The 16,742-nt window shown below is 50.9% G+C and carries 17 protein-coding genes and 1 pseudogene; 7 read left to right on the top strand and 11 right to left on the bottom strand.

Annotated elements, in window-relative coordinates:
* Together IKP20_04985 and IKP20_04980 are read left to right on the top strand one after the other, a co-directional pair.
* Positions 1-697: hypothetical protein (locus IKP20_04985; protein MBR4504307.1), on the top strand; the 697-nt coding region annotated here is incomplete at its 5' end.
* Between the two features lie 4 nt (positions 698-701).
* Entirely contained in the window at positions 702-1,337 is a 636-nt protein-coding gene (locus tag IKP20_04980) for a 7-cyano-7-deazaguanine synthase (GenBank protein ID MBR4504306.1), read from the top strand.
* 35 nt (positions 1,338-1,372) lie between these two features.
* Here the strand turns inward: IKP20_04980 and larE are convergent, their stop codons facing one another.
* A complete protein-coding gene (gene larE, locus IKP20_04975; protein ID MBR4504305.1) occupies positions 1,373-2,137 on the bottom strand; it encodes an ATP-dependent sacrificial sulfur transferase LarE in 765 nt (254 codons plus the stop codon).
* Between the two features lie 4 nt (positions 2,138-2,141).
* Positions 2,142-3,320: an aminotransferase class I/II-fold pyridoxal phosphate-dependent enzyme gene (locus tag IKP20_04970; protein MBR4504304.1), complete on the bottom strand. Its 1,179-nt coding sequence runs from the start codon at positions 3,318-3,320 to the stop codon at positions 2,142-2,144.
* An 88-nt stretch (positions 3,321-3,408) separates the two neighbouring features.
* Between IKP20_04970 and IKP20_04965 the strand changes: the two genes are divergently transcribed.
* Positions 3,409-4,650, top strand: coding sequence for a radical SAM protein (locus IKP20_04965; protein ID MBR4504303.1), 1,242 nt, complete (start codon positions 3,409-3,411; stop codon positions 4,648-4,650).
* On the opposite strand, the gene IKP20_04960 is transcribed toward IKP20_04965, so the two are convergent.
* The 4 genes from IKP20_04960 to IKP20_04945 all read right to left on the bottom strand — a co-directional run bounded on the left by IKP20_04960 (position 4,546) and on the right by IKP20_04945 (position 8,676).
* The gene (locus tag IKP20_04960) at positions 4,546-5,322 is read right to left on the bottom strand and encodes a hypothetical protein (protein MBR4504302.1); all 777 of its coding nucleotides are present in this window, start codon (positions 5,320-5,322) and stop codon (positions 4,546-4,548) included. The genes IKP20_04965 and IKP20_04960 overlap by 105 nt on opposite strands.
* 3 nt (positions 5,323-5,325) lie before the next feature.
* The gene (locus IKP20_04955) at positions 5,326-6,054 is read right to left on the bottom strand and encodes a HesA/MoeB/ThiF family protein (GenBank protein ID MBR4504301.1); all 729 of its coding nucleotides are present in this window, start codon (positions 6,052-6,054) and stop codon (positions 5,326-5,328) included.
* A gap of 541 nt (positions 6,055-6,595) precedes the next feature.
* On the bottom strand, positions 6,596-7,507 hold the full coding sequence (locus IKP20_04950) for a cysteine synthase family protein (protein MBR4504300.1): 912 nt from the start codon (positions 7,505-7,507) through the stop codon (positions 6,596-6,598).
* Positions 7,504-8,676 carry a PLP-dependent transferase gene (locus IKP20_04945; protein ID MBR4504299.1) on the bottom strand — a complete coding sequence of 391 codons (1,173 nt, stop codon included), beginning with the start codon at positions 8,674-8,676 and terminating at the stop codon, positions 7,504-7,506. Before IKP20_04945 ends, IKP20_04950 begins: the two co-directional genes overlap by 4 nt.
* 85 nt (positions 8,677-8,761) lie before the next feature.
* Between IKP20_04945 and pdxS the strand changes: the two genes are divergently transcribed.
* From pdxS to IKP20_04930, 3 genes are all read left to right on the top strand, one after another.
* On the top strand, positions 8,762-9,649 hold the full coding sequence (pdxS, locus tag IKP20_04940) for a pyridoxal 5'-phosphate synthase lyase subunit PdxS (GenBank protein ID MBR4504298.1): 888 nt from the start codon (positions 8,762-8,764) through the stop codon (positions 9,647-9,649).
* Positions 9,649-10,278 (top strand): pyridoxal 5'-phosphate synthase glutaminase subunit PdxT, encoded by a 630-nt coding sequence (gene pdxT / locus IKP20_04935; GenBank protein MBR4504297.1) that lies wholly within the window; start codon positions 9,649-9,651, stop codon positions 10,276-10,278. The genes pdxS and pdxT overlap by 1 nt, the downstream gene beginning before the upstream one ends.
* 81 nt (positions 10,279-10,359) lie before the next feature.
* On the top strand, positions 10,360-11,775 hold the full coding sequence (locus IKP20_04930; GenBank protein MBR4504296.1) for an aminotransferase class I/II-fold pyridoxal phosphate-dependent enzyme: 1,416 nt from the start codon (positions 10,360-10,362) through the stop codon (positions 11,773-11,775).
* Between the two features lie 163 nt (positions 11,776-11,938).
* Here the strand turns inward: IKP20_04930 and IKP20_04925 are convergent, their stop codons facing one another.
* The 3 genes and pseudogenes from IKP20_04925 to IKP20_04915 all read right to left on the bottom strand — a co-directional run bounded on the left by IKP20_04925 (position 11,939) and on the right by IKP20_04915 (position 14,081).
* Complete coding sequence (locus tag IKP20_04925; protein ID MBR4504295.1) at positions 11,939-12,328, bottom strand: hypothetical protein; 390 nt, start codon at positions 12,326-12,328, stop codon at positions 11,939-11,941.
* A 521-nt stretch (positions 12,329-12,849) separates the two neighbouring features.
* A pseudogene (locus tag IKP20_04920) lies at positions 12,850-13,803 on the bottom strand (DUF1743 domain-containing protein).
* Between the two features lie 23 nt (positions 13,804-13,826).
* A complete protein-coding gene (locus tag IKP20_04915; GenBank protein ID MBR4504294.1) occupies positions 13,827-14,081 on the bottom strand; it encodes a hypothetical protein in 255 nt (84 codons plus the stop codon).
* A 989-nt stretch (positions 14,082-15,070) separates the two neighbouring features.
* On the opposite strand from IKP20_04915, the gene IKP20_04910 reads away from it, so the two are divergent.
* Positions 15,071-15,787 carry a hypothetical protein gene (locus IKP20_04910; GenBank protein ID MBR4504293.1) on the top strand — a complete coding sequence of 239 codons (717 nt, stop codon included), beginning with the start codon at positions 15,071-15,073 and terminating at the stop codon, positions 15,785-15,787.
* 286 nt (positions 15,788-16,073) lie between these two features.
* Here IKP20_04910 and IKP20_04905 read toward each other — a convergent pair whose 3' ends face one another.
* A complete protein-coding gene (locus IKP20_04905) occupies positions 16,074-16,340 on the bottom strand; it encodes a hypothetical protein (protein ID MBR4504292.1) in 267 nt (88 codons plus the stop codon).
* A 6-nt stretch (positions 16,341-16,346) separates the two neighbouring features.
* The gene (locus IKP20_04900) at positions 16,347-16,703 is read right to left on the bottom strand and encodes a hypothetical protein (GenBank protein MBR4504291.1); all 357 of its coding nucleotides are present in this window, start codon (positions 16,701-16,703) and stop codon (positions 16,347-16,349) included.
* Positions 16,704-16,742 lie beyond the last annotated feature (39 nt).

The following is a 16,742-nucleotide window of genomic DNA, read 5'->3' as shown; positions in this document are numbered from 1 at the left end:
TGCCATTCGTTCCCTGAAGAAGGTATTCGGCATCGCCTCATTGTCCGTAGCGAACATATGCGAGGCAGACATGGAGTCAATAAAGCAGCTGGTAACACAAGTCTCAAGAGATAATCTGCAAATCGGGGATTCGTTCGCCATAGATGCGAGGAGGGACGGAGGGAACTACGGTTTCACAAGCATGGATCTCGAGAGGGAGATCGGGGCGGCCGTACTGGACGCGAATTCTGATAAAGGTGTGAAGGTCAATCTTTCGAATCCGGACAGGACCATTTTCATAGAGGTCAGGTCTAACAAGGCCTACATATTCACATCATACATCAGATGCCATGCCGGACTTCCACTGGGGAGTCAGGGCAGGGTGCATGCATACGTGAACGACGACCGCGGTCTGGTATCTGCTTGGCTGATGATGAAGAGAGGCTGCAAGGTCTCTGTTTGCGGAGACTATGATTTCTCTCTCCTTAAGAAGTACGATCCCCATCTGAGGACCTTCGATCCTGGGGAAGAGATTCCCGAGAAGGTTCTCGGTCTCGTTTCCGGGAATATGTTGGAGCAGTTAGATGGAATGGACAATGGCGGGCTCCCTGTTTTCATGCCCACCATAGGGATGAATGACGGGACTGTGAACAGGCTTGTCACACAGATGAGGACGGATCGAACCGACGCCGTGGACATAGTTTATCATAGGATCTGATCACATGAAGGTAGTTGCATTGATCTCTGGAGGTATCGACTCGCCTGTGGCATCGTATTTGATGTCAGAGGCCGGAGCAGACGTGATCCTTCTGCACATGAGCAATGGGGATTTCGGCGATCCGAAGGACCTCGAGAAGGTGATAATGATCTCCAAGCAGTTGGAGTCTTACACGAAGAAGGAATTCCCAGTGTACGTTGCGGACCACGGAAGGAACCAGAGGATCATCCAGGATAATTGCGATCCGCACTATCAGTGTGTGATGTGCAAGCGTACCATGCACAGAGTCGCAAAGAAGTTCGCACAGGCCAAAGGCGCTTCGGGGATTGTCATGGGAGATTCACTCGGACAGGTCGCCTCACAGACTCTGATGAATATCAAGGCTGAGCAGAATGGATTGGATTTCCCTGTATTGAGGCCGCTTATCGGACTCGACAAGCTTGAAGTCATCGATATCGCCAAACGCATAGGCACGTACGATATCTCGATCATAAAGACATCGGGCTGTGCGGCTGTTCCGATAGGGCCTGTAACCGAGGCCAAGGTGGAGAAGGTCCAGGATATGCAGGCAAAGATAAATCTGGATGATATGGTCGAAATCTGTTACAACAGCATCAAAAGGGTTTACCGACCCGGTTAAGCACTCCGGGCCGATGAATTAAGCTTTGCGTGGATTCAGAGGCCCGGTTGCCTGACACCGAAGATGACCGACTGATAGTCTTCGAGGATCATTTCGCTGATCTCGGAGATGTGCCCGTCCACGAAAGATTGCTCGGCGGGGACGATCTCCAATTTCGCAGTGTCGCCGAAGGAACGGACACGGAAGTCCATCAGGCCGAAGGCCCTGAGCTTCATTTCTGTCCTCTCGACCTGCTCCAAAGCATCCGCTGTTATCCTGGTCCCTGTGGGGATGCGTGTGGCGAGGCATGAATTGGATGGAACGTTCCAATTATCCAGACCGGCCTCCTTCGACAGCATTCTCACTGTCGGTTTGGTGAGACCGCATTCCCTAAGGGGTGAGACGACCCCCAGTTCTCTTAACGCACGCATACCCGGGCGGGACGACGGATCATCGGAAGCGTTCGTGGCATCGATCACACGGAGACGACCGTCGGATTCCGAGATCTCCTTTATCAGGGTGAACACGTTCTTCTTGCAAAGATAGCACCTGTCCGGAGTGTTCGCGGCAACCTCGGAGAACGAAAGTGTATCGATATCTATCACCTTCAGATCCGCTCCAAGCAGGGAAGCGACCTTGGCCGCGTGTTCCGATTCGTCGGCAGTCTGGAAGTTTCCCCTTACAAAATACGGCCTGACATCGGCCCCGGCCTTCATACAGGCCCATAGCAGGAAGCTGGAGTCTGTGCCTCCGGAGAATGCCAATGAGGCCCTCGGTAGATCGGACAGGTATCCGAGAAGACTATCCAATGATCCATCCATGATATCACAAAAGCCCAGTCTCTTTCAGAGCCTGATCGATGTCGTCTATCAGATCCTCAGGATCCTCTATACCTACGCTGAACCTGAAGAATCCGTTGCTGAACCTGTCATCGAACAGGTACTGGCGCTCATCGTCCTCTCCCAGGAATACTATGAGGGATTCGTCATGGCCCAACGATACGGCGGATACGATGATCTTCAGATGGCTGACGAACTCGTTGTGACGGTCATGGTCGGCATTGAGTCCGAATGAGATCATCCCACCATATCCCGGGGACATCTGTCTGGATGCAACTTCATGTCCTGGATCGTTATCGAGCCCGGGATACGATACAAAGCTCACGCACGGCAACGATGTCAGATGTCTCGCTATCTGCATTGCGTTATCGTTGTGCGCCTTCATCCTTAGTGGCAAAGTGATGGAGCCCCTCATGATCAGCCATGCATTGAACGGGCTGATAACTCCGCCGAGGTTGACCTGGGATTGTGCGCGGATCACGTCAAGGTCCTCTTTCTTTCCGATTATCGCACCTCCCATGGCATCTCCGTGACCGTTGATGTATTTGGTCAACGATTCCACGCAGAAATCGGCACCCAGCTCGATGGGCCTTTGATTAAACGGGGATGCGAAGGTGTTGTCGACAGACAGTTTTGCTCCGTTCTCGTGACATATCTCTGCTATCCTGCGGATGTCGGAAATCTTCAGGGTCGGATTTCCAGGCGTCTCTATATGGACCAATTTCGTGTTTCTCCTAATAGCTTTTCTGACATTCTCGGGATCGGAGGTGTCCACCATGGAAGTCTCTACCCCGTATTTCCTGTTGAACAGCTCATTCAGTAGCCGGTATGTGGCGATGTAGGTGATATCCGAGAAGATGATGTGGTCCCCGGAGTTCAGATTGGCGAAGAACAACGCGGACAATGCCGAGACTCCTGACGCGAGGACGATACAGTCCTCTCCGCCTTCCAGAGAAGCTAATCTTTCCTGGAGATACCTCTGGTTGGTCCCTCCGTTGCGTGTGTAGAGATTCGATCCCGCATCGCTCCAATTGAGAGACGACGGGTCATATGGCAGTTCGTAACTGTTGGCCATGTTGATCGGCCTTTTGATCGCCTTGGTCCCCTCATCTATATCGTTCCCTGCATGTACCGCTCTTGTTCTGAAACCGTGCCCTTTCGTCATCGATTCACCTGTGTTGTCTGAATGGAGCATATTACATATTTCATATATGAATATAGGTTAATATACTACGCAATCCTATGGGCGGACGATGAGCGAAGAATCGCACATGCATGAATCGACCATTGATAGGACGGAACTTGTCGAAAGGAAGGCCATATTGGCCTTGGGCGGAGCAGTCAGATTGCCTGCGGGTTTCCTGCTCCCCTTCAAAATATCGCGGTCAACTGCGGGCCCAGGTGCAGGATTTAGCTCCGTCGCCATAGGCTTCGACAGGTTCAGGGTCAAGAAATCGATCTCCTATGACTCTGGTGAATTCGATCTCGTGCAATCGGAGGATGGAATGCTGTCCCTATACAGGGGAGGGAAACTTTTCATTGCCGATATCAGCCTTCTTCCGATAGTGCGGCATTGTCCGGGACAGGCCTTCTTCAATCTGGATTCCAGATGTGAATACAGGTGTGCATTCTGTTCTTCACCCCGTCTTCCCGAGAAGGATCTCAAGAATATGACTACCGAGAAGATCCTGGAATTGCTCGAGGAGTCCTTGTCTCTGCAGCACTTCGGCACGGTTTCCTTCACAAGCGGTGTTATCGTGAGCATCGATGAAACGATAGAACGCATGGTGGATGTCGTCTCGTCTGTGCACCGGAAGTACCCCGATCTCAGGATCGGCGTGGAACCATACGTGTCGACGGAGGAGCACGTGGTGGCGCTTAAGGAGGCGGGTGCCAATGAGATCAAGCTCAATGTACAGTGCGCTACGGATGAGCTGTTCGGAAGGATCTGTCCGGATCTGGATCGTGACAACATATTGGAGATGCTCAAGATCTCTGTGAAGATTTTCGGCAAAGGTAATGTCACATCCAACATCATCTATGGTTTTAGAGAAACGGACGATGATGTTACCAATGCGATCGAAGAACTATGCAAGATCGGCGTCATTCCCGGATTGAGGGCGTTGCGCATCAACGACTACAACCGTCAGCCTCTGATCGATGCGGTCGGGCCGTTAGAGAAATCGGATCCGGATAGGATGGTCAGGTTGGCCGAGATCCAGAAGGACCTTATGTCGAGATACGGGTTGGATACCAGGACCAGCAAGACCATGTGCTTAGAATGCGGATGCTGTGACATCGTCCCCTTCCGTGACATACGATCATCACTATTCTTGGATGATAGCATTTATCGCATCAACTACCTCGCGGACCGTGGTCCCCCACGGCACCTATACCGTGTTCCCACGTATGACGTATCCCTCTTTGATACGACAGCACTTCACTATAGTCGGAATGCCTGGATATGCATACTGGCAAGGACACATATTGATTAATTCGGGTTGGCTACCGTAGACCTCTTTGAATATGCGTTCGGATAGACTGCAGCCGATCAGGGTGACATCCCCGGTAACGACAGGTGTACGGTCCAGATACAGGACATCCATGGACGAGGCTGCCTCGGATGCCGAACATGGGAACATCACGGACTTCGACTCGGACTCTTCCGCCAGACGTTCCAGATCGATCTCCCGGTATTCAGGGATCACAGGGCGATCGATTAGTCCTGAATCGATTGCCTTCTCTACGAAGTGGCGCAGTTTGGAAGGCCTCGGAGGGATCACATCCACTACCCTGATACGGTGTGCAATGAGTCCCTTTGCCAGTCCAACGTGGCTAAACATCCCCTTGACCACAATCGTCTTTCCGGGATGCAAGGATTGAATGCGGGCCATCGATGAGGCATTGAGCACGTCCACATCTTCGCATTCCAACAACACGGTCTCATCGGGAAGTGAAACGACCTCGAATGAGTCCAGATCCTTGAACAGGCGATCGGATTCCGAGGCCCCGAGTTTCAGTACGGATGTGTCCTGACCGTTCTTTAGGACCAGGTATTCAGAGCGCCTGTAGACCTTCCAATTCGCCAGGCCTTCCGCAATACCTTCCACAGTGAGAGGGAAATCCACCTCCTTGACGGAGATGTCCTTACAGTGGATCCCGGACATAGATCATTCCCTATGGCCGCAGACCGGACATTCAGGATCCCGACTGAAAGATATGGGTGTGACCCTTCCGCACGACAGGTCATATGAGTAGAACGTGCCCCTGGAAGCATCATCGCGGCCGATGACCAGCTTCAGCACCTCGGTGGCCTCGAGCGATCCGGTGAACATCACGACGGGCCCTATGGACGCCGGAGGCGATACTGCATTGGGCATGTCCCCGAGTATGCATCTCAGGCATGGGGTGGAATCTGGTATTATCGTGCAGAACTCCGCGGTGAACCCTGCGATGCCTCCGTGGACCAGCGGCTTCCCGACCCACACGCAGTATCCGTTGAGGAATTGTCTGGAGGATATTGAATCGAGACAATCCACCATGACATCGCAATCATCGAAATCGCTGCAGGTATCCTCATCGAACCTTCCGACATGGTATTCGACCTCGACCTCGGGATTGATTTTGCGGATCCATTCCGCCATGATCTCCGCCTTATGCCTCGGCTCCTCGCCGGACAGCACATGTTCGCAATAGATGAACTGACGGTTCAGATTCGTGATGTCCGGGACATCGGGATCTATGATCACCATCTTCCCTATGCCTGCCGATGCGAGTGCGGTGACGACATGGGAACCCAGTCCGCCGCATCCAACAATCCCTATCGTTGCGTTGCGAATACGTTCCTGCTCGTCGGCCGTGAATTCCAATAGTTGCCTTTCGTATCTTCCCATGGTCAATATCCTGCCGCGATCGTATCACATATTCTGGCATCGAATCCTGTATCATTATGATGCCCTTGGAGTTGGCATCGTTCAGAAGGTCCTGTATGGTGGTCTCGTTCATGATGTCCATGACGGCCTTCTCTATTCTCAGCCACATATCCAGGGTTGTACAGCGGTCCTTCCTCTGACAGTCGACGCTGCCGTCCTTTATGCATGGCACGGGGGCCATGGTGCCTTCAATGCTCATGACCACCTCGGCGACGGTGATCTCGGAAGCTGGGCGGGATAAGACATAGCCTCCCTGAGGTCCTCTCTCCCCCTTGACGATATCGGCCTTGGAGAGTATGGTGACAATCTGCTCCAGATATTTGATCGAGATATCCTGGCGGGCAGAGATGTCCTTGATCTTCACTTTTCCCGATTCCTGGAAGGCTGCGATGTCGACCAGCATGCGCAACGCATATCTGGTCTTTGTTGATACGTTCACGACCACATGAATCACTTCTTCGTTTATTAGGGTTGATGCGAATTCATCTATTTTCCCAAGGGAAATTATTCAGCCGAACAGTCCTTTACTCAGATATCTATCTCCTCTGTCCGGCAGAAGGGTGACTATGTTCCCGCTCCCCACATCCTCTGCAAGCCTCTTTACCGCGACCAGGGCGGCTCCGGAAGACTGTCCCGCGAGTATGCCCTCTTTCCTGGCGAGCTCGCGGCACATCTCGTAAGCGTCCTTGTCGGAGACCTTGTAGATGCGGTCGATCAGGGACATGTCCATGGTCTTGGCAATGAAGTCGTTGCCTATGCCCTCGATGACGTACTCCCCCTTCTCTCCTCCTCCGATTATGGATCCTATGGGATCGGCCAGAACTCCCTGGATGTGGGGATTCCTGCTCTTGAGGTATCCTACCACCCCGGAGAATGTGCCCCCGCTGCCTGCACCCATGACCGCATAATTTATCTTCCCATCCAGGTCGCGATAGATCTCAGGACCGGTGGTCTCGAAGTGACTGCGCGGATTGCTCATGTTCTCGAATTGTTCGAGTGATATCGCATCGGGTATGCGTGCCTTGATCCTCTCGGCCTCCGCCACCGCACCCAGCATCCCCTCCTCCTTCGGTGTGTTCACGATCTCGGCACCGAGTGCACTCATTATGATCTGCTTCTCCTCGGAGAACTTGGTGGGGACAGTGAATATTACCCTGTAACCCTTGTTTAAGGCCGCCAGCGCTATCCCTATCCCAGTGTTTCCGGCGGTGGCCTCGACTATCGTGGATCCTTTCTTGAGTATGCCCTTCTCCTCAGCATCCCTGACCATGTACATCCCTACACGGTCCTTGACGCTTCCGGCGGGGTTGCTCAGCTCGAGCTTCGCAAACACCCTGACCCCTTCCGGATATCCCATGTGCTTAAGCTCTAACAGCGGGGTCTCTCCTATCAGCTCTTCTACTGAACCGTACAATGTCATACTCTGGACTCCCTGATGGCACGGTCCAGGTCGCTGATGATGTCCTCCACGTCCTCGATCCCCGGGGACAGGCGGATCAATCCATCAGTAATCCCCACCGCTTTTCTGATGTTCTCAGGTATGGATGCGTGGGTCATGGTCGATGGATGGCATACGAGGGACTCCACGCCCCCGAGACTCTCTGCGAGATTGATCAACTCCAGAGATTCGAAAAATCTGTTGAGGTCATGCCCCTCCTCCAATTCGAAGGAGAGCATCGCTCCGCCGTTCTTCGCCTGTTTGGAATTAACGGCGTATCCGGGATCGGTCTCCAATCCGGGGTAGTAGACCTTGGACACATCCTCGTTGGATTCCAGGTACTTTGCGATCCTGTAGGCGTTCTCGACGTGTCTGTCCATCCTGACCGAGAGCGTCTTGATTCCGCGGATGAGCAGGAAAGAGTCGAATGGTTGAAGGACTCCTCCTGTAGCGTTCTGGAGGAATGCCAGTCTCTCTGCGGTTTCCTTATCATTGACGACAGCCAAACCTGCGACCAGATCGCTGTGGCCTCCGAGATACTTAGTTCCGCTGTGGACAACAATATCCGCACCGAGTTCGATCGGGCGCTGGAGATATGGGGTCATGAACGTATTGTCCACGATGACCTTCACACCCTTCTCGTGTGCGATCTGTGAGAATGCTTTGATATCTGTTATGGACATCAGAGGGTTTGCTGGACTCTCCAGCAATATCGCCTTCACGTCATCCTTTATCGTCTTCCTGAGGTACTCGGGGCCCTCAGATTCCAATATGGTGTAGTTGATTCCGAAGTTCTTGAACACCTTATCCAAGACACGGTATGTTCCTCCGTACACGTTATGGGATATGAGTATCCTGTCGCCCGATTTGTATAGGGAGAGCACTGTTGTGATCGCCGCCATTCCGGAGGCGAATGCGAATCCCGCCACTCCGCCCTCAAGATCGGCGATGAGATCCTCCAGAACCTTCCTGGTAGGGTTGCCTGTACGCGAGTATTCGAACCCCCTGTTCTTTCCAATACCGTCCTGTTTGTATGTGGAGGTCTGATAAATGGGGATATTGACGGCACCAGTACGCTCATCGATCTGATTCCCGCCATGAATCAGAGTTGTATTCAACGAGTATTTCTCGCCGGTTCTTAGATTGTTCATATTTAGGTGTATTCAAACTTAGTATTTTATCATTTTCATATAGGAAATATATAATTTCTTATACTACTATAGATATTGACCTGTTATGGCCCAAGAAAGATACGGTCTGAACAAGGAATTAGCACAGATGTTGAAAGGCGGAGTGATCATGGATGTGACCACGCCGGAACAGGCGGCGATAGCCGAGGATGCAGGAGCATGCGCGGTGATGGCTCTGGAGAGGATACCTGCAGATATCCGTTCTGCAGGGGGAGTATCGAGGATGTCCGATCCCAAGATGATCAAGGGGATACAGGATGCAGTTTCCATTCCTGTGATGGCAAAGGTCCGTATCGGACACTTCGTCGAGGCCCAGATCCTAGAGGCAATCGAAATCGATTACATCGATGAGAGTGAGGTCCTCTCTCCCGCCGACGATGTTTATCACATCGATAAGAGGCAGTTCAAGGTACCATTCGTCTGCGGTGCGAGGGATCTCGGAGAGGCATTGAGAAGGATCGCAGAAGGAGCATCCATGATAAGGACCAAAGGAGAACCAGGTACCGGCGATGTGGTCCAGGCGGTCTCCCACATGAGGTCGATGAATTCAGATATCGCCAGGCTCAAGGCGATCAGGGATGACGAGGTATACGAATTCGCAAAGAAGCTCGCAGTGCCTGTAGAATTGGCACAATATGTACATGATAACGGAAGACTCCCTGTTGTGAACTTCGCCGCAGGAGGAGTCGCAACGCCGGCAGATGCAGCACTCATGATGCAGCTTGGAGCCGAGGGGGTTTTCGTAGGCTCAGGGATATTCAGATCTGGCAATCCCTCGAAGAGAGCTGAGGCGATAGTGAAGGCTATCACCAACTACAACAATCCGAAGATTCTGGCCGAGGTCTCGGAGGATCTTGGTGAAGCAATGGTTGGGATCAACAAGGATGAGATAGACAAATTGAACAACATCCGTATGGCGGAGCGCGGTCAGTAATGGTCGTAGGTGTACTGGCATTGCAGGGTGCTTTCGTAGAACACGAGGCCGTTCTGGACAGGTTGGGTGAGGAATGGTTCGAGATCAGATCGCTGGACGATCTGAAACGGGGGATGGATGGGATAATCCTGCCCGGTGGCGAATCCACCGTCCAGGGGAAGCTTCTAAGGGACTTCGGCATGCTCGATGAATTGAAAGCAAAGATTGGCGCCGGACTGCCTGTATTGGCCACCTGTGCAGGAATGATCCTATTGGCTGAGAAGATCGAAGATGATGAGACCGTTCACCTGGGGACAATGCCGGTCACTGTTAGGCGTAACGCCTTTGGAAGACAACTAGGTAGTTTCAATGCTAGAGGAGACTTCGGAGACCTGAAGGATGTGGAGATGGAATTCATTCGTGCACCTATCTTCACTGATATAGGGGGTGATGTTGAACCATTATCTATAATAAATCAGAAGATAGTCGCGGCTCGTTACAATAATCAGGTGGCAACCGCCTTCCATCCCGAGCTCACAGATGATACGAGAGTACATCAGTACTTTTTGAGCATTTTTCATCGATTTTTTACAGAAAGAGGCTCAAAAACCTCTTTCAAACTATTTCCCTATTTTCATATAGGAAATTGATTAAATACTAGTTGTGTGTTAGTGATATTCAGAAGCGACATCAAATGTCACTGAAATATTCGGATAAGAATATTGACGGAGATGCCGCCCAAAAAAAAGGAAGTGAAACAAATGTCAAATGATAACGTTCCAACAGGCCCAAACAACGCAAAGAATCAGAGATTCGAGACCCTCCAGCTTCACGTAGGTCAGGAGCAGCCCGATCCAGTTACGGACTCCAGGGCTGTCCCGATCTACCTGACCACCTCGTACGTGTTCCATGACTCCAAGCATGCAGCCGACAGGTTCGGTCTGAGGGATGCAGGGAACATCTATGGTCGTCTCACCAATTCAACGCAGGACGTGCTCGAGAAGCGTATCGCCGCTCTCGAAGGAGGTTCGGCCGCTTTGGCCTTGGCTTCGGGCGCAGCTGCCATTACTTACACGATCCTCAACATCACACACGCAGGGGACAACATCGTGTCCTCAAAAACCATCTACGGAGGATCATACAACCTCTTCCAGCACACATTGCCTACCTATGGGATCACAACGAAATTTGTGGAACCTGATGATTACGATGCAATCGAGAAGGCAATCGATGAAAAGACCAAAGCACTGTTCACAGAGACGCTGGGAAATCCTAACTCCAATGTATCCGATTTCGAGAAGCTTTCAGAGATCGCTCACAAACATGGAATCCCTCTGATAGTCGATAACACATTCGCAACCCCGTACCTCATAAGGCCTTTGGAACACGGAGCGGACATCGTAGTCGAATCCGCAACGAAGTTCATCGGAGGACATGGAACCGTTCTCGGAGGATTGATCATCGAGGAAGGAAAGTTCAATTGGGACAACGGAAAGTTCCCCGGACTCACGGAACCTGATGAGAGCTACCACGGCGTGAGCTTCTACAAAGCTCTTGGACCCGCAGCATTCGTAACAAGGATCAGAGCAGTACTCCTCCGTGATACCGGAGCGTCGATCTCCCCGATCACAGCATTCGTGCTGTTGCAGGGATTGGAGACCCTTTCCTTGCGTGTCGACAGACATGTTGAGAATACCCTCAAGGTATTGGACTACCTGAAGAACAACAAGAAGGTCAGAAGCATCAGCCACCCTTCATTCCCCGATCAGCCTACACACGCAATCTACAACAGATACTTCCCTAACGGTGCCGGATCCATATTCACCTTCGATATCGATGGAACTGAGGAGGATGCGAAGAAGTTCATAGACAGCCTCGAACTGTTCTCGCTCCTGGCGAATGTGGCGGATGTGAAGTCATTGGTCATCCACCCTGCATCCACCACACACTCACAGCTGAACGAGGCGGAACTGAAGGAACAGGGAATCTCACCCTCTACCATCAGGCTGTCCATCGGTACCGAGCACATCAACGACATCATCGCTGACCTTGACCAGGCATTCGCAAAGATCCGAACTAATCAGAAGGAAGAATCGAAAGAAGAAAAGAAAGGATTCCTGGGAAAAATATTCGGAAAGAAGGAGTGATAGAAAATAACCAAACAAATGCTGATCATCCCCATCCTTTCTTTTCCTCCTGGATAGGGCATTGCCTCCACCTTGGCATCACTACCGACCTCTCTTTCAGGGGTCGGCCTGATGCCTGCAAATTCTCATCGACTGTACTGCTCAATTCTCATGGTTTGCTTCATCATTTTGCGGCTCGACTCCTGTTGCGGAAGCCCCTGACGGGATGATCGAAGACCTTGCCCTCCAGGGCATCCTTCATCAGATCCCTCTTCTTGGTCTTCCTCGTTGCATATACGACGTTCCCCCTCTTTGCGGATTGGGCGTAGACGATGCCGCCGGTCTGCGGATTGGCGAACTTGTTGTAATCCTCGGATTCGATCCAATCCAGGAGGATCGCCTGTAGCAGCGGATCGTTAAGGGACCTCTCCCCACGGACCAGCTGTATTATCAGCTCATCGGGATCGAATGGACAACAGCCCGATTCCAAAGTACGACGTTTGATTTCCGGGAGGTTCTTCAGGACATCGGACAGCGATACCTTGTGCGACCTATCCGTTGGAAAATCATCCAATGTGATGGTTTCGGGTGGTTTTGGAACTGTCATGTAATATGTTTTCGCCAGGGACTCGAAACGTCCTATTCAAGCCCAAAAAGGCCATAATAGATTATTGAGGTTGGAATCTGGAATAGAAAGTACCGTATCCCTTCAGGCCCGCCATCTGTTCTCTATCTCTTTGAAGGCTGGTTCCACATACAGTTTTCCAGGCCCGGAATCGTTAATTGCGAAAAGTACGTTTTCTGCAATTAATAAAAATTATAATTGCGTAAATGCAATTATCGGCAATTATGAAGGAGGAGATCTACCACCCAAAGATATCCGGAGAGATCACTTCAGACGGTCTTCGTACAATGCGACGTAAATGGGGTTGGTAGATTGGTAACTGCAATGTAATGCCGCATTGGTAATGATTTCCCTTATCGCTTTGGGCAGCATTTCATAGACATCGCGGCGGGTAATACCCTCGGTTGTGTACGATTCCAGCCTAATATCTTCAGAACGAATGCATACGCGTCCTCAATATGGTCAGATGATTACTCAAAATCCGAGGGTACTCCCGCAGCTTTCTCGCCGAGGTCGAAGCAGCCTATGGCCGCTACCGCACCGATCACACCTTTGTTGTTACCGAAGAGGGAGATTATCTGGATACCTGTTTCCTCTGCCACCTTGATGGCATCCTCAGGCTTGTACAATATTGATTTGCAGCTCCATCCGAAATCCTAAAGTTTCGCAGGGATCTCAATCCCCTGAAACACGGTCATGACCGCATCCTCCGAGAATGAATTCTTCTTGATAAAATCCGCTGCATACTCGATAAGTGCCGGAATGTCCTCCTCCTTAACAGCAAATGATACTGCCGTTCCGCAGCAGTTAGTAGTCTTGTTGGGGGCATCGGGGTTGAGCTGGACTATCTTGTGTTCGATGAACTTCCCTATTGGGCACTGTGTTCCGAGCTTGAGTCCAGTGACCCATGTGGCCCCCTTATCCTTGTTATCGGTGTCATCGATACCGATTATCACACGCACCATCTTCGGGGTAATTATATCCACGTGTGCAATATGGGCGCCGCCCATCTTGAAATCATCCGGATATTCCGTACGGATGATGTCCGGGCATGCAGGCATGCATGCCCCTATGCCTACACTGGCACCTGCTATGCCGTACCAGCTGGAACGCACCTCGTCCCCCTCGATCCTTATCGATTTGATACCCATAGATCCGAGCTGCTGAGACACAGGACCGAACTTGAGCTCCTCTTCCCCGATCACTGCATCGGTTATGAGCATCGTGGACTTGAGCTTGACAGATCTTATCACACCTCCGCTGCGGCGCCTGTTCACTGCGTCCCATTCGGCAGGACCTACGGATGAACAGTTCTCTACGAACTGCACCCTCCCGTTCTTCTCATCCACCATGGTGATGAAGCGTTTGCAAAACATCCTTCCAGACTTATTCTGGACCTCTTCCGGCGTCAATATCGTAACCATTTAATCACCACCAATTTTTATTATCATGCAATTGACGGTTTTCCTGTAGCTACTGCGTGGACGATTGCTTCCAAAAGAATGTTGTGGCCACCCTCTGACGACCCGAATTCTCTTCTGTTCACTTCGATATCCACGATGGCGTCAATCGCTCCAGCATTTTCCACACCTTTACGGACCATTGACTCAGCTTCTTGCTTCGCAAATTCCACAGCTTCTTCCCTTTTATACGAACTTACAGCCTGTTCCAAGCTTCCAATCAACTCTTCCTTCGTGCTCATTTCATTATCCCTATTGTTTCACTCAGATATTCACCTATTTTCCTGTAGTAAAAACATAAAATCTATCTAATATTTAAAATATTGTTTTACAAAATAATCTGGATATACGCATCTCAGAGTAATTTCTATATATTCCTATAGGAAATAATGATATACATCTTGGAATATGATGTCAAGAGGAACAATGAAAGGATACCGTTTCACCACGCGTGCAGTACATGCAGGGAATGCCGTAGACAAGGAAACTGGAGCTATCAAGCGCCCGATCACCATGGCTAACAGCTATCAGCTCTCTTACGATCCGTCATCTTTGAATTGGTCAGATGCCGGAGAAAATCTCTACGACAGACTTGATGCCGTAACAAGCAAACACGATAGTCAGAACAATTGCTCCGAGCTCTTCCTGTTTCACATCATCCCTCCCTTTTGCCTTGATTGTATCCCGGAATACATTACTGAGGGATTAATCTATTCTAACGGACCGTCTGGCTGTTGAAATAGTTAGAATAGTTAGAATAATCCGAACTTAGAAACTCCTGGAAAATCGATAAGTCTACCGTGCGGGTTCCCTCAGGCCCGCCACCTTCTTAGCCAGATCTTCTGAAAAAATTCTATTGTTCAGGATTTTCCATACCCTCGGCGCCTCGTTCCGAGTCCGATCGCGCCCGTATCCTATTCATGGCTTATATGATGGAAAATATACAGATTCTGACATGCTGTTCATAATAACCGATAGGTCACTTGAATAGATGATTGAGGACGTCCGTCCTCCCTTATGCGAGCTAAGGGATTGGTTTTCCAAGATAGTTGGTGAGAATCTTCCCCCTATATACGATCTGGAAGATTGGCTGTCAAATCTACCCCCGAGGCCGGACGGTAAGAAACAATGGGCACTTCCAGCATGGGGCATACCACCTAGTTGCAGGCCAATACTCCGCCAAGGTGCTGTCGAGCTGGTTAATTACACCAATGACGGATTCGTCTGGTCCTTGAAAGCCTCCACTGGCCTGGACCTGGACTGGAACTGCTACGTCAACCAGCACGACAGCGGATACGGCGGATCCCGTCTCCGTCCGTTCGTTTCTATCCTGTTCGCATATTGGTACCTGGTCAGATACAGCGGCTTCATAGGCATATATTCCAGCGAATTCGGTTTCGTAGAAAAGGACACACCTGTCGCATCCATAGATATCAGTGAAAGAAAGAAAGGAATGTGCCCTATCAGGCTCGAACCCCGCCCCGACGTGCTCTATCTGTTCCATTCCTCCGGACGGCTCGGACCAGACTACGATACATCCAGGGCCCTGGACAAAATGGCGAAAGACAGGTACTTCCAGGGGTGGTACGAGGAGACAGAAGGCCTGACTTTCGATGGATTGCTGGATCTGTTCGGGAACTTCGTCTACGATGTGAACATCCACTCTTTATCCCGTTTCAGCGAGAAAGAAAAGGTTCTCCTCGACCCCATCGAAGTGCTGTTCCTGCACGGCTACGAATGGGACGATCCCAATCCGCCGAGGGCCCCAATCATCCACGACTCCTCGAAATACGATTGCTGCCCGGTGAAATACTACGCCTTGACAGGCACGACCACGGTCAACCGTCGTTCGAAAGGAGGGACGATGTCACTGCACGGATGCGAACCGGATTGCAAGATGGAACTGACGGTGTTCGTTGATCTCGAAAATAATGGGTGCCTCCGCTGATTCATTATCTACTCCTGAAAGAATGCGATATCATTGACGGCTGCTACCTTCAAATGGGCCTTGGTGTCGCCAGTAGGTTTTAACTCAAGCCATCTTTATCGAGTCGGCGCCCGCCCCTCGCTCGCTTCGCTCGCTCGTGTCGTATGCTCACCATCCGTCTATATGCAGCATAAACGCGCCGCCCACGCTGACGCGCCCCTGGCCAAAGGCCGACGGGCCGCGCCCGCGTGGCCTGCACTAAATAGAAAAGTCACATGAACAAATCATTCATCATACAGTAGATAGATCAAACGTCATCTTCTTCAGAATCCGCATTAAGGACGTCATTGATTTTTCCCGATATTACGTCATCCAGATTGCCCCCAAAAAGAACATCGCCAATCATGCTCAAAAAGATCTGAAGGATGATACTTTTCGATTCCGATAGGTACCTATCAGTGTCGTCCAAAAGCCCATCCATATTGGACATCTTGAGAAACAGACAGACAATCGAGACCTTAACAAAATCCGTTCTCTTCCTGAACCCGTACCCGGTACGGAGGAAAACATCCACTCTCTTCTAGACACCTTCTCCGCACCTATAGCTAACCTGCGTCTCGGATTCGCTTTGTCCCTTGAACCCCTTGAATAACTCGAAAAAGGTACGGGTAACCGCACGATACATGTCGGCGATCCTATCCTCGGGCAAAGACGTGAACCCAGTATCGAATGGCTCAGACTTCGGGGCATCGGTGGGATTTTGGATCGGCTTCGGAAGGTATTCGACTCCGCAGCGGCGAAGGTACAGACTGGCGACATCCGAAGACATGCCCCTCAGCTCCGAATAGAATACCAGCGTATGCCTTATCGCAGACGATACGAATTCCGACCTGGAACTATAGAACCCCTCGCCCACAAGTTCGTCTACCTTTTCCATAACTATTTCCGGGATTCTGACTGAGAACTGCTCTTTTTT

It is taken from the genome of Candidatus Methanomethylophilaceae archaeon, assembly GCA_017524805.1.
Taxonomy (GTDB): Archaea; Thermoplasmatota; Thermoplasmata; order Methanomassiliicoccales; family Methanomethylophilaceae; genus Methanoprimaticola.
The sequence above is the reverse complement of the archived record's forward strand: the minus strand, read 5'-3'. Positions and strand labels throughout refer to the sequence as shown.